This window comes from Vibrio sp. B1-2 (assembly GCF_963888445.1).
GTDB classification, from domain to species: Bacteria; Pseudomonadota; Gammaproteobacteria; order Enterobacterales; family Vibrionaceae; genus Vibrio; species Vibrio anguillarum.
In genome coordinates this window covers 48189-67513 of record NZ_CAWPJH010000011.1, presented here as the reverse complement: position 1 = coordinate 67513, position 19325 = coordinate 48189, and the positions used below count along the sequence as shown (strand labels likewise).

The window sequence follows — 19325 nt, the reverse complement described above, 5'->3', positions numbered from 1 at the left end:
GTGGCTCTTATTATTATTTAAATAGAAAACCACTGTACCTTACGGATACAGCGGTCGTTTTGCGTGTCGATTTTGCCGCGGACAGTACACACTTTTTGCCCTTTCCACGGCAAAAAAACACGCTGTCGTAAGTCATTGACGATTTGACGTCCGTGACCAAAAGGAGCAAGCATTTCAGGAATGTAGATATGATCACCAGAGCGCCAGTCAGCGGCTTCGATTTCTCGTTCACCGGACAATAGCAACTCTCTCACTTGCTCAGACAAAAACGCCCAATTACAAAATGCAATTGGACGTCCTTGTTCATCTTCGTAATAGCAAAACTGATTTAACTCAAATGATGGCATAATCCGTTGCTGCCATTCACTGATAAGATACCGCTGATGCAGAGGAGAATATTGGCTGAGCAGAAGAATCCCACCCATCATTTTCTGCATCATTGCACGATCCAGTTTTGCCGCGTGATGTTGAATCAACATACGCTAAGCCACCTTTTATTTTTTCGTGCGTGTCACGCGTTTTTTAGCAGGCTCAATACCACTCTCGTTCTCTTGAGGTGCTTCACTCGATGAGGGTAGAAAACCTGCGGCAATTAATTTTTCTAACTCTTCGTTCATACGAGGATCTTCAAGCATATTCTTAACCATCGAAACCATATACATAAAACCAGAAGCAGGCATATGAATCACTTCTTTTAGCTCTAAGTCCGTATCACTTTCCGCCATAATACCGTTTGCCATGTTGGATTGATTCTGTCCAACAAAATAGAGAGAAAAAACACCTTTATTATAATTAACACTCGATACAGTTTGAACGAATTTCTCAGACATAAATAACTCACCTCATAATTTAAAAAGAAAATAAAAAAAGATTAAAGCCACTTATAAAAAAGTAGCGATAACCCAAAAATGATTTTTAATGTTATACAGCATTTCAATGGCATGCAACCATACAATAACGCTAAGTCATGAATAAATTAACAAAACCAAAATATTACCGAATACAAGCAACTGATAATTAAAACCTTTAAAAACCGCAATTAACTAATCAGACCAGATAATATTTGAGCATCTATTGATATTAATGATATGATCCGCCCCCTTTCTTTTTCTGGCCCTTGAAGAATCAAATATATGACTGATTTAAATGAAAAAAAAGCCATGCTACATTGCTTATCAGTCTACTTACCGCTGATCGGAATTCGTGAGATAAAATTAGATATCTCTAATGAAACGCCATCCAATGCAATTGATTCAATAATAAAAGATTTAAAAGGAAGAAATTATTTAGTCACTGCTAATAAAGTGAAGTCTTTTACTGGAATTACTAAAATAAAGAAACCGATTATTTTATTTAACAAAAATAATCACCCATTTATTTTGGCTAAAGTTGAACAGGATAAATGTTTAATTCACCCATGTGATTCAGATACCCCAAAAGTAGTAGATGCAAGCTATTTAAAACAGAATTGGAATGGAAAAACGCTAGATATCAAAAAAAAGCAATCCTCTTTTGATATTCGTTGGTTCTTACCTGAATTATCGCAACATAAACATTTAATCGCTGAGATTGTTTTATTCTCTTTCGTACTGCAAGTTATTGCACTTATTACACCGCTATTTTTCCAAGTCGTGATGGACAAAGTATTAGTGCATCAAGCCCACTCGACACTCGATGTTTTAGTGTTCGTCTTAGTTATTTCTGGAATAGCTGAGGTATTGCTACGCGGTTTACGCGAATATCAATATGCTCATACCGCTAACCGCATTGATATTAAGCTTGGCATTAAATTGGTTCACCATCTGTTTGGTTTACCGCTGCTGTTTTTCAAATCAAGGCAAGTTGGGGCGATTGTGACTCGAGTAAGAGAGCTCGATACCATACGCGAGTTCATCACAGGCTCGATGTTTACCCTCACGATTGATCTCGTTTTTCTCGTGATCTTTTTCTACGTGATGAGCTTACTTTCTGGCGGGCTAACCCTATTGGTATTGGCCACACTGCCGTGTTATCTCTTTTTGGCTTGGTGGCTAACCCCAAGGCTGCAACAAGCGATTGAACAACAATTTACCCATATGGCGCACAACACTTCGTTTCTAACTGAAACCGTCGCGGGGAGTGATACCATTAAAAGCTTAGCGACTGAACCTCGCTTTATTCGACGTTGGGATACTCAAACCGAACAGATGATATCGAGCAACTATGTGGTTCAGCAGTGGAATAACCGCTCTAGCCACGCAGTACAGTTCATCCAAAAAATAACGAACGTCTTTCTATTATGGATTGGTGCATCCGAAGTGCTCGCGTTACAAATGACCATAGGTCAACTGATCGCTTTTAACATGCTCGCCAGTCATGTTGCACAAACTCTTGCCCGGCTCGTCGAGCTGTGGGGACAATTTATACAAGCGCAAATTGCAGTCGATAAACTTTCCGACCTACTCAATTTGCCCACCGAGCAGCAGCAAGCCAGCCATTCCCTACAACTGCAAGGTGCGATCACTCTCAGTAAAGTGAGTTTCCGTTATCAACCCGATTTGCCGCTGACCATCAATCAGCTTTCACTCAATATCCAAGCGGGTGAGAAAATTGGTGTGGTCGGTGGCTCGGGGTCGGGAAAAAGCACCTTGGCTCGGCTTTTACTCAAGCTGTACAGCCCTGAATCAGGCCAAATCATGTTCGATAACACCTCACTCAAACAGATCGGTGTTCATGAATTGCGTCGCCAGTTGGGGGTGGTATCACAAGAGAACTTTCTCTTTAGTAAAAGTGTTAGTGACAACATTGCCCATTCAAAGCCACAAGCCAACTTGGATGAGATTGTGCAAGCAGCAAAATTAGCGGGCGCTCATGAGTTTATTTTAAAGCTGCCAATGGGTTACGACACGATTTTAGCCGAAGGGGGGGTGTCACTTTCAGGCGGACAACGACAACGTTTAGCCATTGCTCGCACACTGCTTGCAGACCCTAAGATTTTAATTCTTGATGAAGCCACCAGCGCTTTAGATGATGAATCACAAGCCATCATTCAAACCAATATGGAGCAAATTGCCGCCGGGCGTACCGTTATTACCATTGCACACCGCCTCTCTACGGTAAGAGAGTGTGACCGGATTATCGTGCTGGAAAAAGGCGAGATTGCAGAGCAAGGCACGCATCTACAACTTCTCGCAGAGCAAGGCAAATATTTCCAGCTGTGGCAACTGCAACGAGCATTAAAACAAGAGGATGAGCGAGTATGATCTCTCAGTTAAAGAAGCTTCGCTCTAAGCGCCCGAAAACGAACGGCTATTTTGAGTTTTTACCCGGCCATCTTGCTCTACAGCAGAGCCCACCCTCTCCGTTTGCTCGCATCACCGCCATCACGCTAAGTGTAGGGTTACTGCTCACCTTACTTTGGACCTATTGGGGGAAATTGGATATCCAAGCGACCGCAAACGGGCGGCTGTTAGTCCCTGGGCGCTCGCAAGTGATTCAGTCTTACGAACAAAGCCGAGTAGCACAAATCCATATAGCAGACGGCGAACGTGTCGAAAAAGGGATGCCCTTACTGACTCTGGACACGTTAGGCGTTAGCCAAGATATTGAACGTTTGCGTCATCAAATACGCTATCAAACCCATGAATTTCTCAAGTATCAAGCGTTGCGTGGTAAGGCTGATCTAGCTCAACATCCCCTGTATTTGGCATTGGCACCTTCGGCGCAGCAAGAGGTCATTGACAGCTTTGATACTGAAAAGAACGAATTCACATCGGTGTTGGAAAACTTGCGTGCTGAAATGCAGGTCAATCTTGCTTCCCAGTCCTCACTTGAGGTCGATATCAGAGGCTTAAAGCAGTTAGTGAGTAATATTACTCAGCGCCTTGATGCTCAAAAAAAGCTCAAACAACAGCGTTTGATCGGTCAAGTGCAGTATCTGGAGCAGGAAAAAGAGTTATTAGAATCCGAACGAGCGTTAGCCCAGCAAACATCACAACAGCACGTGCTGCAAAAGCAATATCTCAACCTAGAAGAGCGTTTAAAAGCGCTGCGTGCGCAAAAAGCCAGAGAGTGGCAAGACAAAAGTCAGCAAGCACACCTACAACTCTCAGCGCTGCAACATGAACTGGACAAAGTACGCGAACATGAAGGATTACAAGTGGTTCGCTCTCCTGTCACTGGCACTGTACAGCAATTGAGTGTTCACACCCTTGGGGCAGTCTTACAACCAGCACAAAATTTGATGATTATTGTGCCTGACGATTCGGTACAAGTCGCCGAAGTTAAAATTCTCAATAAAGACATTGGCTTTATTTATGCTGGCCAACCCGTGACGTTGAAAATTGATGCCTTTCCCTATACGCGTTACGGCACCTTATCGGCAACATTGGTCCACGTCTCTAGAGACTCGACAATGGATGAGCAACTTGGGTTGGTTTTTCCCGCTCAAGTGCAATTGTTAAACCATACAATTGAAGTCGATGGTACCTCTGTTGCCTTATTGCCCGGTATGTCTGTCGTGGCTGAGATTAAAACCGACCAACGTCGGATCATCGATTATCTACTCAGCCCAATCCGAGAATATCAAGCTGAAGCATTGCGAGAAAAATAGAGTGGATACCTTAACCAACACCGTCTCAACGGTTCATGATCAAGAAAGCCATGGCGCATTAGCGGCCCTCTCGTTTGCCAGCCTTTCATTTGATAAAAAAGTCACGCCATCACAACTGATTCATACACTAGGCGTTGCCGAAAATGAGCTCAGTGCTCTCGACATTCAGCGAGCCGCTCAATCTATTGGTCTGAAAAGCCGAATGATCACCGTCAGAGGAAGCGAGCCGATCCCGCTACCTGCATTGGTCAAAATCCGTCAGCAATGGCATGTCATTCATGCGCTAAACGAGTATGGTTGGACCTTGTACGATCCCATTAAACAGCGCTATTTCGAGTTTCCGTTGGCGCAAGGATCTTCAAGTTCCTGTTATGAGGTCTTATTACTGATTGAGCAGAGTATAGAGCCAAGCGATGTCGCTTTTGGCCTCCGCTGGTTTATGCCTTCGGTACTCCGTCAGTCAAAACAGCTACGTGATGTGTTTCTGTATTCGATTGTGCTGCAACTGTTTGCCCTGTTTGGTCCCAAACTTTTTGAAACCGTTATTGATAAGGTTCTTGTGGGGCGAAGTTTGTCGAGTTTGCACGTTTTAGCGCTGGCTATGCTTGCGCTGGCTATTGCTGAACCTCTTTACAGTTATTTGCGCAATACGGTTTTTGGTCATCTTTCTAGTCAAGTCAATGCAGAACTATCAGGGCGATTGTATCGGCATTTGATTAATCTTCCATTAAGTTATTTCAAGCAGCGTCAAACGGGGCAAATCATCGCCCGCGTACGGGAAATGGGGCAAATACGTCAGTTTTTGACGGGCTCAACCTTAATGCTGCTCTTGGATCTCATTTTTATCACCCTCTTTATTGGTGTGATGTTTCATTATGCGCCAGCGCTCACCGGGCTGATTATCGGTTCATTAGTGATTTATTTTCTGCTGTGGTTAGGTATTGGACCTTGGGTTCGTCACAAGGTAACGACAGAGTATGACGCAGAAGCAGAGACAACCACCTTCCTGACTGAATCTATAACGGGTATAGAAACAATCAAGACAACCGCAACGGAAGCTCGATTTTTAGAACGGTGGCAGCAAATACTCAGTCGACAAATTGAATGCGCGTTTTCAGCCCAAAAAGCCAGTTTAATTGCTGGGCAATTGATTGCCTTAGTGCAGAAAATAGCCGCTGCCATTTTACTTTGGTGGGGAGTCAATTTAGTGCTCAATGGGCAGCTCACCCCCGGTGAATTGGTCGCCTTCAATATGCTAGCAGGGCATGTTACTCAACCCGTTTTGCGACTTGCGCAAGTGTGGCAAGATTTCCAGCACACCTTAGTAGCCTTGCGTCGCGTAGGCGACATTCTTAACGAACCGGCTGAAAATAGTAAAGATGGCCTTGCTTCCATCCCTTCTGTTCAAGGAGGCATTGAGTTTAAAAATGTTCGCTTCCGTTATCATATCGATGCACCGGAAGTCTTAGCGAATCTCTCGTTGACCATCGCTCCGGGGCAATTTATTGGTATTACTGGGCCTTCCGGATCTGGAAAAAGTACATTAACGAAACTGCTACAGCGTCTTTATGTACCTTTGCATGGGCAAGTCTTGGTCGATGGTATGGATCTCGCCATTGCAGATCCGGTCTCATTAAGGCGCAGCATGAGTGTGGTGCTACAAGAAAGCATGCTATTTGCAGGCAGCGTTGCCGACAATATTCGTCTTTGTAAACCCGATGCAAGCGATGCAGATCTGATAAACGTTGCAAAGCTTGCTGGTGCGTTAAACTTTATTGAAGCGCTGCCACAAGGGTTTGAACAACAAGTAGGAGAAAGAGGTGCCAACTTATCTGGCGGGCAACGTCAACGCATTGCACTGGCTCGCGCATTGTTAGTTAACCCAAAAATCTTACTGCTTGATGAAGCGACTTCAGCGCTCGATTATCAGTCAGAGGCGGCCATCATGAGCAACATGGAAACCATTTGCCATGATCGAACGGTGATCAGTATTGCACATCGGTTATCGACGATTCGTCATGCCGATAACATTATCGTCATCGAAGATGGGCAAGTGGCCGAGCAAGGTACTCACGAAGCGTTGCTCGCACGTGCAGGACTTTACGCACGTTTATGGGAACAACAAGTCAGTGGTTAACTTTCTCTCCTTCAAATGGGTTAGGTATAAAAAATCTCCCCAGAAATTACTGGGTCTTAAACTTACTCACTAAATTATTCAGATCATCAGCTGAACTCGCGAGATTTTGTGAGTTCAGTAGAGCTCGGCTCGATACATCATCAACTTTCTGAGTATCTTCTTGTACTTGATGAATATTACGATTAATTTCTTCTGCGACTAGGTGCTGCTCTTCGGCAGCCGTTGCGATTTGAGTATTCATATCGTGAATCGACAATACTGACTGATAGATGCCAGTAAAGCTATCGTTGACCGACTCAGTCGTTGTCACGGTTTTCCGTGACGCATTTAAACTCACGGTCATCTGTTCTGCGACTTCTTTGGTCCTATTTTGCAAACGTACCACTAAGCCGTTGATTTCTTCGGTTGAATCTTGCGTACGTTTTGCGAGCGCACGAACCTCATCCGCAACAACAGCAAAACCTCTTCCCTGCTCCCCTGCACGAGCCGCTTCAATCGCAGCGTTTAAAGCCAACAGGTTGGTCTGTTCAGCAATGCCACGAATGGTATCTAAAATTGCAGTGATACCTTGGCTATCATTTTCTAACTCTTGAATCGTGGTTGAAGACGTTGAAATATAATCGGCTAACTGATTGACACTAGAGACGGCGGTGTGGATATTTTGCTGGCCTTGACTCACTAATTGCTGACTGTCATCAGCAGCCTGGGCTGCCGAGCTGCATAGCGTTGCTACTTCATTGGCAGTAGACACCATTTCATTAAACGCCGTTGATACCATCTCAACCGCTTGTTTCTGTCGTTGAGAAACGGCTGACAAGTCTTCCGATATTGTTGCCGCTCTTTGCGCCGATTCCCCCATCTGTTCTCCTGCATGGCCTATTTGCTGCACAAGTAATCGAATGGCTTTCAAAAATGCGTTGAAATACACAGCTAATTGACCCGTTTCATCGTTCGAACGAATGATCAATTCCTTGGTTAAATCACCTTCACCTTCAGCTATCTCTTGTAAGCCGTTTGAAACTAAACTAAGCGGCTTGGCGATCAACCCCGCTAAAAAAAGTGCGCCAATGATGAAAATCACTGTCAACACAAAAACAATCGCTAAAATGTATTTGATCAAGCTATTGCTTTCTGCCATAACTTCTTCGGTAGTAATCAGGCCAACGAACTTCCAACCTAACTTTTCGGAATTCATGACATTAGCCATATATTCCACACCGCCAATTTCGATATTGATAAAACCAGAGGATGTTTGACCTATCGTTTTGTATGCAGCAGCTAAGGAGTCAAGGGATTGAAAATTGTTCTCTGGGTACTTAGCATCCACCAAGACGTTACCGCTATCCTCAACCATCATAATGTATCCGGTTTCGCCTAATTTTATCTTCTTCACGATATCCGTCAGTGTTTTTAGCGAAACATCAATCGCAACCACCCCAGCATTTGGGGTACCAGCAGCATTAAAGGACAAAACATTGCTCACAATCGTGGCGTCATCAGGCTCCCAATAATAGGCTTGAGTGCGTTTTATCTCGCCTGGACTAGACATCGCCGTTTTGTACCACGGGCGAGCTCTAGGATCATAATTGTCTGACGCCTTACCCGTCGGCCATTGTATATATCCGCCCTCTTTGGTTCCCATGTAAACGTACGAATAACCTTTGTGCGCCTCACCCATAAGGTAAAGCGCTTCATAAATTCCACGCTCCACCATTCCATTGCTATCTGGGGTCATCGGTTCAGCTATTTTGTCGATATAACGGGTAATGGAACTGTCCACTTTTTGCAACGCGGGTGAGTTGGCTAACATTTTCACATTTTGTTCAATGCCAGAAAAATAGATGGCAATGGCATTATCAACCTGACTCATTTCTCCATGACTTTGTTCAATAAAATCACTAACGGCTTGTGAACGTAAATTCGTCACCATTACCGTTGAAACAATAGTAACAGGGATAATGGTCGCCGAAATCAAGCTGAGCAACAGTTTAGATTTTATTTTCATTGTTATTACGCCTTATCTCTGTATTTGACAGCAGCTCATTTCTTTTAGTTACCTACACTAAAAATTTAGTTAATAGCGATAAAGATGCAATGTCACTAAAGCATTATTTCTAAAATAGGTGCTTATAAATGGTTGAATACGATGAAAGCGAAAGAATACACTGCCATAAGTAAGCAGCACTGCATACAATCACTGCAAGGTAAAAAGGAGAAAACGATGGATAAGCGACACAAAACTATGATTATTGCTGGCGCTTCCGGTCTCGTTGGGCAGCATGCTTTAGCCATTATGCTAGAAGAGCAAGCCGTCTCTCAAATCTATTCTTTAGTCAGAAAAAGCACCGAAATCCAACACCCAAAGTTGCAAGAAATCATTCATCCGCAGCTGCAAATCACGCACTGGGATGAAAGTTTTGTCCCTCCCCAGCTTGGTCTCATCGCACTAGGGACTACCCGTAAGCAAGCGGGTTCAATGCAGGGGCTGGAGAAAGTAGACTATGAGTTGGTTTGTCAAGTTGCTCAAACAATGAAGACATTGGGTGTCAAGCGCATTGCCATCGTTTCGAGCTTAGGTGCCAAAGCTCGCTCTCGATCTCATTACTTACAATGCAAAGGGAGAATGGAAGAAACCATTCGCCGAATGGGTTTTGAACAAGTGACCTTCGTCAGGCCTGGGCCTCTAACTGGCATTCGGAAAAACAAGCGAACGGATGAAAAATGGGTACGAGTGATTCTGACTCTATTGCACCCTCTGCTACTAGGGCGCTTACGCAATTTTATCCCCATTTCCGCGCAAGATGTTGCAAGCGCTATGCTCTATTGCCTCTTTCAGATACAACCACACGCCATAGATATTTTGCACTCTAGCGACATGCTTGCCTTGCTCAAGAAGTATCAATGACTTGCTTAAATAACTCACCGATCGGTTCATTTACCAGCACAATAGAAAGATTGATAACCATTTGTTCTAAATCATGCTGATTTTGTCTTTGGATTAACCTACGTTAAAAGATATGGTTGCGTTTCATCGCTTTTATTCCCCTTTTACCTAGCATTATCGACTACATCGCTCATCGGCGATCAACGTAATCATGGGTACACAACTTTTAAGGTGTCGCATCATGTCAGTTGCAGCCATTGCCGCACTCGCAGTATTTATTGGCATTCTGTTTTTTCTCTTCGGACAGCAGAAAAAGTCTCACACTCTTTCACGCTTAGTGCTACTTGGGTTAATCCTAGGCAGCGCATTTGGCCTTGCTCTACAAGTAGTTCTTGGTGAAGGACATGTGGCTATCAAGGAAACATTAGGCTGGGTCAACGTCGTCGGTAACGGCTATGTTGGTTTGCTAAAAATGGTGATTATGCCTTTGGTGCTGGTGTCGATGATCGCTGCGGTTGTGAAGCTCGATAAAGGTGGCTCGCTCGGTAAAATCTCTGGCCTGACCATTTCTATCTTACTGCTGACGACCGCTGTCTCGGCATTGATCGGTATTTTTGTCACCCAAGCTTTTGGTTTAACAGCAGACGACCTCGTTGAAGGCAGCCGTGAAACGGCGCGTATTGCTGTACTAGAAAGCCGCGCCGCTACTGTGAGTGATTTAACTATTCCTCAAATGCTATTAAGCTTTATTCCGACCAATCCTTTTGCCGACTTAACCGGTGCTCGCTCAACCTCGATCATCGCTGTGGTTATTTTTGGCGTACTAACGGGTATTGCGGCGCGTAAAGTAATGTCAGAGAAAGCCGAGCTAGAAACGCCAATCCGCACCTTTGTCGAAGCGATACAGTCGATTGTGATGCGCCTCGTGAAAATGGTGATGGCACTAACCCCTTACGGTATTGCGGCGTTGATGGCGAAAGTTGTCGCTACATCAAGTGCGGGCGATATTCTGAGTTTGCTCGGTTTTATTGTCGCCTCTTATGTCGCCATTGCATTGATGTTTGTGGTGCACGGTATCTTGGTTTCTTTTGTAGGCGTTAGCCCTAAAGAGTATTTTCAGAAAATTTGGCCAGTGTTGACCTTCGCGTTTACCTCACGTAGCTCAGCGGCAACCATTCCTCTGAATGTAGAAGCGCAAATCACTAAGCTGAACGTACCACCAGCAATTGCCAACCTATCGGCTTCATTCGGTGCCACTATTGGTCAAAACGGCTGCGCTGGTATTTACCCAGCCATGCTCGCTGTGATGGTTGCTCCTACCGTCGGTATTAATCCAATGGACGTGCACTTTATTTTGTCGCTAGTGGCTATTATCGCAATCAGCTCATTTGGTATTGCCGGCGTCGGTGGCGGTGCCACTTTTGCAGCCTTAATCGTACTACCAGCGATGGGCCTACCAGTGACGATTGCAGCACTGCTTATCTCCATTGAACCGTTGATTGATATGGCCCGCACCGCGTTGAACGTTTCAGGCTCAATGACGGCAGGTACCATTACCAGCCGCTTACTGAACGGTAAACAGGTACAAGTTCAAGAACAGCAAGCCTAGAAAGTATCGAACGTTCTCGTTTTTCTCCAAGCCGGTGCCAATGCGCCGGCTTTTTCATTTCAAATCCTCATCAGAGCATGCTTCGCACATTGCTATGTCACACAGGCAATGGTCTAATAAACCTTAAATTTCAGCGACTGGATACTATCGAATGCGACAAGAGCACCCGCCTACTTTCTTTTTCCTCGACTATGAGACGTGGGGAGTCAACCCTGCGAAAGATCGTCCGAGCCAATTTGCGGGCGTTCGCACCGATATGGATTTTAATATTATTGGCGAACCACTGGTCATCTATTGCCAACCACCAGCGGACTATTTGCCTTCTCCAGAAGCGGCGCTTATTACGGGTATCACTCCACAAAAAGCGGTGGCCCAAGGCTTGCCAGAGCCTGAATTTATCGCCAAAATTCATCAACAACTCGCCACACCCAACACCACCAGTCTTGGTTACAACAGTATTCGTTTTGATGATGAAGTAACGCGTTACACTTGCTATCGTAATTTCATTGATCCGTATGCTTGGAGCTGGCAAAACGGCAATTCACGCTGGGATTTACTTGATGTGATGCGCGCCTGCCATGCGCTACGCCCAGAAGGCATCAACTGGCCCGAAAATGACGAAGGCTTTACCAGTTTTAAGCTGGAGCATCTCTCAGTTGCCAATGGCATCGAACATGCGAATGCCCACGATGCTATGGCCGATGTTATCGCCACCATTGAGCTAGCCAAAAAAGTAAAAGCCGCCCAACCCAAGTTGTTTGATTACTTTTTTAACATGCGCCATAAACGCAAACTCAATGATCTGATTGATATCGTCAACATGACACCTTTAATGCACGTATCGGGTATGTTAGGCCGAGAATGCCAATATACCAGTTGGATCGTGCCGATTGCTTGGCATCCCACCAATCAAAATGCGGTTATTGTGGTGGACCTTGCCAAAAACCCTCAACCCCTGATCGATTTAAGCAGCGAAGAACTGCATCAACGTCTATATACCAAACGCGAAGAGTTGGCAGAAGATGAATTGCCAGTGCCCATCAAATTAGTGCATCTCAATAAATGCCCTATCCTTGCGCCGGCCAAAACATTAACGGCCGAAAATGCAGACCATATCGGGGTCGATAGAAACCTGTGCCTTGAACACTTAGCGCTCATCAAGCAGTACCCTGAGATCAGAGAAAAGCTGATTGGCCTCTACACAATTGAGCGAGAATATAAGCACAGTGACGATGTCGATACTCAACTCTACGACGGTTTCTTCTCTCCAGCCGACAAAGCGGCGATGGAGATCATTCGCCAAGCTGACCCAGTCAATCTCGCCGCATTAGACATTAGTTTTAGCGATAAGCGCATCGAACCCTTGCTGTTTCGCTACCGCGCTCGCCATTACCCATTGACATTAAGTGACGAAGAGCAAAGACGTTGGGCAACTCACTGTCGTGATTATTTCGAAAGCCACCTTGAAGAGTACATGCTCAATTTAGAGAACTTAGTTCACACCCACAGCAGTGACGAAAAGAAAATGGCTATTTTAAAATCCGTTTACCGTTATGTGGAAGACATCGCGAGTTAATGTACGAGGTTTTCGCGCTGTCAGGTTTCAAACCAACACGCTGCGATTCCATTTCCGAAAATAGTTTAGGCACAACAAGGCACCGACTTTTATTGTGAATACCATTGCAAAATATTTGGTCTCTATGGGGCTGATTTTCCTTTGCCTGATGGCAGGTATCAATCTTCAACATTGGCTTGGCATCACCATTCCGGGCAGTATTATCGGAATGCTAATTCTGTTTAGTTTATTGGCAAGTGGGCTCGTGCCTGTCGAATGGGTAAAACCCAGTGCCAGTCTTTTTATCCGTTATATGGTCATTTTATTTGTCCCTATCAGTGTCGGATTAATCGAGCATTTTGATTTATTGATGAGTAACGCCATACCGATTCTTGCTAGCGCGGTGGGCGGTACGCTGATCGTATTAGTTTGTCTGGGTTTAGGGCTGGATCGTTTTTTGAAAAAGGGGAATAAGTGATGTGGTTATTGCTCACGATTGCGGTCTTTTTCCTAACACGTTGGATCAGTAAAAAATGCAAAACGGCCATAATGAATCCGTTACTGCTCAGCCTTGTGATCATCATTCCTATCTTGCTATTTTTTAACATCCCTTATGCCAGTTACTATGCTGATAACCAGTGGCTGAGCTTTCTGTTGCAACCGGCCGTGGTGGCGCTGGCTTATCCTCTCTATGAACAACTGCCTCAGATCCGCTCAAATTGGCGCATCATTGCCCTCGCCTGCGGGGTGGGCAGTGCTATGTCAATGCTCACAGCCAGCTTAATTGCTGTTTATCTTCAAACGGATATACATTTAATCGCCAGCCTACTGGGTAAATCAGTTACCACACCGATTGCGATGGAAGTTTCCAGTAACCTCGGTGGGGAGCCAGCCATTGCCGCCGTTTTAGTGGTCATTGTAGGGCTGTTTGGCGCGATTCTCGCCTACCCTATCTATAACCTTCTCAACATTACGCATCCCATTGCTAAAGGCTTAACCATGGGCACCGTATCTCATGCGCTGGGCACAGCAACCTGCGCTGAAAAAGATCCACGTGACGCAGCATTTAGTTCACTTGCATTAGTCGTGTGCGGCGTAATCACATCGATACTTGCTCCAAGTTTTTTTGCTTTTTCAATGTGGTTGTCCACGCTATAGAGTGCCAACAGAAATCAAAGATACGTCTACTCATGGATTTTGATTGTAGACGTGTCTCACTCTAAGGCTGACTGTAATCGATTTCATGTGTGACCTCACTCTAAATGTGAAAACCAAAATTACGTTACATTGCATTACGTGACTTAAATCTCAGTAAAATTTCATTCTTCGCCTAGAATATTCGTCAATACATAGATAAGGACTCATTATGAAAAGCCGTATTGAACAGGCGCTAGCTGATACGCCAAAAACCGTTGCAGAATTTTTGTCGCCCATTCTGCTGTGCGATGATTTTGACGCAACCCTATCACCAGAACAGTTCAACCAACTGCTTTCTCTTTCTGGCTTAGACGATGCGGAATTGCGCGTTGCACTGCTGCCTTTTGCGGCCGCCTATGCTTATGTACCGCTTTCAAACTTTTACGTGGGAGCCATCGTCAGAGGTTTATCGGGCCGTTTGTACTTTGGCGCGAATATGGAGTTTTCCGGTGCACAATTAGGCCAAACCGTACACGCCGAGCAATGTGCCATCAGCCATGCGTGGATGAAAGGTGAACAAGGCGTTGCTGACATTACCATCAACTTCAGCCCTTGTGGGCACTGCCGTCAGTTTATGAATGAGCTTACGACCGCAGACTCGCTTGTCATTCAGCTACCACAGCGTGATGAGAAGTCACTGCAAGAGTACCTACCTGAATCATTTGGTCCTGCTGATTTAGGTGTTGATTCTGGTCTAATGGCAGACGCTAACCACGGCAAAACAACTAGCGAAGATGACCCACTCATTGGCTTAGCCCTTAATGGCCTAAACCACAGTTACGCACCCTATACCAACAATCTCAGTGGTGTTGCCCTGCAAGTTGAGAATGGTAAAACCTACGTCGGTGCGTATGCTGAAAATGCCGCATTCAACCCAAGCTTACCACCATTGCAAGTTGCTCTTGTTCAGTTAATGATGGATGGCCAACGCTTTGATAATATTGTCGCAGCCGCATTAGTTGAGATGTCTGATGGCAGTATTAGCCATTTAGCCGATACTCAAGCCACCTTGGAAGTAATTAACCCAGACATTCCTCTTTCCTATCTTGTGGTTTAGGCGCTCTAGTGAAAAATCCCCAACGCATGGGGATTTTTTCCTTTTGATGGTGCAGGTTTTACCGCATATCCTTTCCGCCCAACAAATTATCGAACACCTCTTGTTTACTCATCGGCTTGTAAAAATAGAAGCCTTGGATCTCATCAATATTCCAGACTTTGAGTTTGCGCAGTTGCGAAGCAGTTTCAACCCCTTCAGCCACGGTAGTTAAGCCTAGCTCTTGCGACATATTGATAATACTGCGCACCAAGGTTTTGGCTTTGTCATTGGATTCCAATGTGGAAATATAAGACTGGTCTAACTTCACTATATCTAATGGAAAATCACACAATGTACTAAACGAGGAATACCCCGTACCAAAATCATCAAGCGCCAACTGTATACCGAGTTTTTTTATCGCATCCATGCGTTTGATCGTCTCTTCTTCAGCCCCCAACAACATACTTTCCGTCAATTCGAGCACTAATTGTCCCGGTTCAATTTGATATTTTTCAATCAATACTGATAAGTACCCGACCAATTTTTTACTGTAGAAATGCGGGCTAGAAAGATTGACGTGAATACTTAGCCGTTTACCCAACGAAAATTGCGACCGCGTTTGCAGTTCGTTAATAAATTGGCAGGCTTGGCCTAGTATCTGCTCTCCCAATTCAATGATCACTTTACGTTGCTCAGCCAAAGGGATAAATACGGCTGGCGAAACCATACCAAGTTGAGGGTGTTCCCAGCGAGCTAGAGCTTCAAAGCCAATGATTTCAGCACTGTCTGCACGAACAATCGGCTGATAGTAAGCAATAATATGACCATCTTTCACGGCAGAGATAAGATCTCGATTGATCGCTAACGACTTCTGGGCATGAACAAACAATTCTTGTGTCACTGAAACAACCAGGCTGGCTCCAGCTTTCTCTGTTTGTTGAATGGCATAAAAACCACTTTGAACCAAAGTTTCAAAAGAATCGATCGGCAATTGTGAATCAATCACAGCGCCTTCCACACTCAAATCGAGTTCCAAGCCGCCAATGTCAGTCTTCCTCTTGTAACTATCGATAAGCTTAGTGCCTCTGTGAATCAAAAAAGAGGTTGCCCCGTTACCCAACTCACACACCATAAATTCATATTCACTAATTCGTCCCATTATGGACGTATTGAAACGGTTTCTAAGCGTAGCCGAAAAATGTTTAACGGCCATATCGTAAGCACTGTGTCCGTACACTTCTGAAATTTCTTTTAGTCTTTTAACCCGTAGGTAGAGCACGGAAAACCCACCACATTCAGTCGGATTGTCAATCAAAGGCTGCACTTGGCTCATCATCGTTGGACGATTAAGTAAACCTGAAACTGGGTCACAATGGGTAAGGTCGTAAATAAGCTGCTCTTGCTGCTTTTGCTCGCTGATATCAGTAATCGATAGCATGATAGAGCGATGCCCACGTTGTTCTATCAATGTAGCTTCGATAAGACACTCTAAACGCTGCTGACTCTTTGTAACAACATGTCCCTCAAATTCACGCATCCCTTGTTCTATATTTTGGTAGAGTAATTCACTGCTGCACACCACATCATTTTGTATAATACAAAACTCATCTAAAACCTTTCCAACCAACTCATCTCTAGAATAAGAAAGCATATCCAACAAGGCTTGGTTCACATCGACAATGAAGCGATCAACCACCAGCAACATTCCGAGATTTTGGCTTTGATAGAGTGCATCAAATTTCTGTAACGTCTCTTTAAGCCTATCTTCCGCCAAGGAGGATGAGGCAGCAAGTGAACGGACAAGTTCAGTAATTCGTTCAAACTCATCTTGTTTATCACTCGATTGTGAAGAGAATGCACTCTCTTCAATCAGCTGATTGATCCCACGCTCAAAATTCTCAAACCGTTTGGCTACCTTGCTGCGAAACAGAGCAAAAGTAGCCACGGCGACAAAGCCGGCCGCAATGATGATCGTCAAAATCAAATAATAAAAAGTTTCGTTCCCTTTTTGATAGTAAAGCCGCTGAGCACAGGTTTTTAGATAGCCAATAGGTTGCCCTGTCATATCACTGAGTAAGGTGTAATGCGTGATATTATTTTGATCTCTTTCAATACCTTCTTGATTATGACTAACAGGTAAAATCACAGGAGCATCGGTAACTACAATATCATTTTTAGCGGTTAGTAGGTTCTGATACTGAGAAGGGAAACGGCGGGTTAAGTGCTGTCCCCATAGCATCCACCCCACAACACCAGCCGTACCTTCACTGTTACGCACCGGAGTTAGGCTCACCACCCACACACTATTTTCCACACGGATGAGGCCAGAGCGGCTAGTTTTAGCCTCATCAAGTGTATGATGCATCTGAATTAAATGGTCGCTCACACCTTGTGAGCGTATCAACTGTTCCACTAACGAACAGTTTGTGCCAGGTTCAATATCCCGACATAAGTATTCAACCAATTGCGAAGATTCGGTGATGAAAGCCAAGACGTCTAAATCTAAAGTATCGAGGGAATCAGGATACAAGTTGCGCTCAGCAAATTGAGTGTCGCCATTCAACAGCAACTGATAAGTTTCATCCCAATAAGCCCAATCATAAGAACGCTTTTCTTGCTGTACTAAAAGATCTTGAATGACCGACTGAGCTTGATTGCTATCTCGATGAATCTCAATTGATTCAAGTTCATTCAAACTATATAAAAAAAAGTGGCGAGTAATAAATAAGCTGCTAAGAATGATCCCAACCAACCCGACAGAAAACAACAAAGCAGTTTTCGTGTGTAGAGTAATAAAACGCAAACGTAAGAAAGTTTTCATAGCCATAGGTGTCTTTTTCTTAGTCAATCCCACATAAACTTTAGACTGAAATTACTTCATATTCTTAACGCAGTTTCTCGAATGCTGTTTACTGCACATTAATTGCTATTTCAGCCTTAATTTTGTACAGATATGAGTTCGTTTACTGCGTATTACACAAACCACTCTATCGACAGCACGAACAGGAAATCACTCATCTCTCACCACAAAGGCAAACGTTTGCTTTTATTCTTAATTTTAGTATGATTTTGGCTGTTTTCGCTATTAACTATTGCTTGAATGTAAGGATTCACTATGTTTGGTACTGCTACACGTGAAAATGCCACCCGCGTTTTACTGCTTGGTTCCGGAGAATTGGGCAAAGAGGTGGCAATTGAATGCCAACGCCTTGGTTTAGAAGTGATTGCCTGTGATCGCTACGCCAACGCTCCAGCAATGCAGGTGGCGCATCGTAGCCACGTATTGGATATGCTCGATGGCGATGCGCTACAAGCCATTATCGAACTCGAAAAACCAGACTACGTGGTGCCAGAAATTGAAGCAATTGCCACTCATAAGCTGGTTGAACTGGAAGCGCAAGGCTTAAACGTTGTCCCCACTGCAACGGCCACTCAATTGACGATGAACCGTGAAGGCATTCGCCGTTTAGCCGCAGAAACTCTTGCCTTACCTACCTCTCCTTATCAGTTTGCTGATGACTATAATGATTTTGTACTGGCGATTGAGCATGTCGGTATGCCTTGCGTAGTTAAGCCTGTGATGAGTTCATCAGGTAAAGGCCAAAGTGTGATTAAGACGCAAGAGGATATTAGCCGCGCTTGGGCATACGCTCAAGAAGGTGGCCGCAGTGGAGCTGGGAGAGTGATCGTCGAAGGCTTTATCGATTTCGACTACGAAATTACTCTCTTGACGATTCGAGCAGTGGATGGTGTCCATTTCTGCGCTCCCATTGGCCATCGACAAGAGGAAGGGGATTATCGCGAATCATGGCAACCACAAGTGATGTCGGCTAACGCAATTAAAGCCGCTGAATATGTAGCAGAACAAGTGGTTAATGCACTCGGTGGTTACGGCTTATTTGGGGTTGAACTGTTTGTAAAAGGCGATAATGTTATCTTCAATGAAGTATCCCCTCGCCCACATGATACGGGAATGGTTACCCTTATTTCGCAAGAGCTGTCTGAATTTGCGCTACACGTGCGCGCGTTCACGGGTATGCCAATCAACAGTATTACCCAATATGGGCCATCGGCATCTGCGGTTATTTTAGGTCAAGGCACCTCCACTAACCTTAGATTTGATGGAATAAATGAAGCACTGTCTATCCCACACACTCAACTTCGTCTGTTTGGTAAACCAGACATTGATGGACGCCGTCGGCTTGGGGTTGCTCTGGCGAAAGATAAAGAACTCAAACAGGCTTTGCACAACGCAATTCAATGTGCCAAAAGCGTGCAAGTGATTCTGTAAAAACGCAAAGCGAGCCACTAGGCTC

Annotated in this window: 14 protein-coding genes; 10 read left to right on the top strand and 4 right to left on the bottom strand. The window is 44.6% G+C overall.

All coding sequences use genetic code 11. The annotated features are described in order from the left end of the window. Positions 1 to 17: 17 nt before the first annotated feature. Both rtxC and rtxH read right to left on the bottom strand, forming a co-directional pair. The gene (rtxC, locus tag AACQ75_RS05360; RefSeq protein ID WP_017044044.1) at positions 18 to 479 is read right to left on the bottom strand and encodes an RTX toxin-activating lysine-acyltransferase RtxC; all 462 of its coding nucleotides are present in this window, start codon (positions 477 to 479) and stop codon (positions 18 to 20) included. Between the two features lie 15 nt (positions 480 to 494). Next, positions 495 to 830, bottom strand: coding sequence for a protein RtxH (gene rtxH / locus AACQ75_RS05355; RefSeq protein WP_170888342.1), 336 nt, complete (start codon positions 828 to 830; stop codon positions 495 to 497). 303 nt (positions 831 to 1133) lie between these two features. On the opposite strand from rtxH, the gene AACQ75_RS05350 reads away from it, so the two are divergent. Genes AACQ75_RS05350 through AACQ75_RS05340 form a run of 3 tightly spaced genes read left to right on the top strand, consistent with a single transcriptional unit; the run spans position 1134 to position 6728 of the window. Continuing rightward, on the top strand, positions 1134 to 3242 hold the full coding sequence (locus AACQ75_RS05350) for a peptidase domain-containing ABC transporter (protein WP_170888341.1): 2109 nt from the start codon (positions 1134 to 1136) through the stop codon (positions 3240 to 3242). Continuing rightward, a complete protein-coding gene (locus tag AACQ75_RS05345) occupies positions 3239 to 4591 on the top strand; it encodes an HlyD family type I secretion periplasmic adaptor subunit (RefSeq protein ID WP_017049398.1) in 1353 nt (450 codons plus the stop codon). Before AACQ75_RS05350 ends, AACQ75_RS05345 begins: the two co-directional genes overlap by 4 nt. Before the next feature lies 1 nt (position 4592). Next, positions 4593 to 6728 carry a type I secretion system permease/ATPase gene (locus AACQ75_RS05340; RefSeq protein WP_069211965.1) on the top strand — a complete coding sequence of 712 codons (2136 nt, stop codon included), beginning with the start codon at positions 4593 to 4595 and terminating at the stop codon, positions 6726 to 6728. A 46-nt stretch (positions 6729 to 6774) separates the two neighbouring features. Here AACQ75_RS05340 and AACQ75_RS05335 read toward each other — a convergent pair whose 3' ends face one another. Next, positions 6775 to 8733 (bottom strand): methyl-accepting chemotaxis protein, encoded by a 1959-nt coding sequence (locus AACQ75_RS05335; RefSeq protein WP_170888340.1) that lies wholly within the window; start codon positions 8731 to 8733, stop codon positions 6775 to 6777. 216 nt (positions 8734 to 8949) lie between these two features. On the opposite strand from AACQ75_RS05335, the gene AACQ75_RS05330 reads away from it, so the two are divergent. From AACQ75_RS05330 to cdd, 6 genes are all read left to right on the top strand, one after another. Then, complete coding sequence (locus tag AACQ75_RS05330) at positions 8950 to 9633, top strand: NAD(P)H-binding protein (RefSeq protein ID WP_170888339.1); 684 nt, start codon at positions 8950 to 8952, stop codon at positions 9631 to 9633. Positions 9634 to 9853: 220 nt separating this feature from the next. Continuing rightward, positions 9854 to 11221: an L-cystine transporter gene (locus AACQ75_RS05325; RefSeq protein ID WP_170888338.1), complete on the top strand. Its 1368-nt coding sequence runs from the start codon at positions 9854 to 9856 to the stop codon at positions 11219 to 11221. 151 nt (positions 11222 to 11372) lie between these two features. Further along, the gene (gene sbcB / locus AACQ75_RS05320) at positions 11373 to 12797 is read left to right on the top strand and encodes an exodeoxyribonuclease I (protein WP_017047014.1); all 1425 of its coding nucleotides are present in this window, start codon (positions 11373 to 11375) and stop codon (positions 12795 to 12797) included. 124 nt (positions 12798 to 12921) lie between these two features. Further along, the gene (locus tag AACQ75_RS05315; protein WP_033197434.1) at positions 12922 to 13254 is read left to right on the top strand and encodes a CidA/LrgA family protein; all 333 of its coding nucleotides are present in this window, start codon (positions 12922 to 12924) and stop codon (positions 13252 to 13254) included. Beyond that, positions 13254 to 13934, top strand: coding sequence for a CidB/LrgB family autolysis modulator (locus AACQ75_RS05310; RefSeq protein ID WP_010319624.1), 681 nt, complete (start codon positions 13254 to 13256; stop codon positions 13932 to 13934). Before AACQ75_RS05315 ends, AACQ75_RS05310 begins: the two co-directional genes overlap by 1 nt. Positions 13935 to 14142: 208 nt before the next feature. Then, on the top strand, positions 14143 to 15030 hold the full coding sequence (gene cdd / locus AACQ75_RS05305) for a cytidine deaminase (protein WP_047688268.1): 888 nt from the start codon (positions 14143 to 14145) through the stop codon (positions 15028 to 15030). Positions 15031 to 15088: 58 nt separating this feature from the next. On the opposite strand, the gene AACQ75_RS05300 is transcribed toward cdd, so the two are convergent. Continuing rightward, on the bottom strand, positions 15089 to 17836 hold the full coding sequence (locus AACQ75_RS05300) for a bifunctional diguanylate cyclase/phosphodiesterase (protein ID WP_249339342.1): 2748 nt from the start codon (positions 17834 to 17836) through the stop codon (positions 15089 to 15091). Between the two features lie 288 nt (positions 17837 to 18124). On the opposite strand from AACQ75_RS05300, the gene purT reads away from it, so the two are divergent. Continuing rightward, positions 18125 to 19300 carry a formate-dependent phosphoribosylglycinamide formyltransferase gene (gene purT, locus AACQ75_RS05295; RefSeq protein WP_017047011.1) on the top strand — a complete coding sequence of 392 codons (1176 nt, stop codon included), beginning with the start codon at positions 18125 to 18127 and terminating at the stop codon, positions 19298 to 19300. The last annotated feature ends 25 nt before the right edge of the window (positions 19301 to 19325 follow it).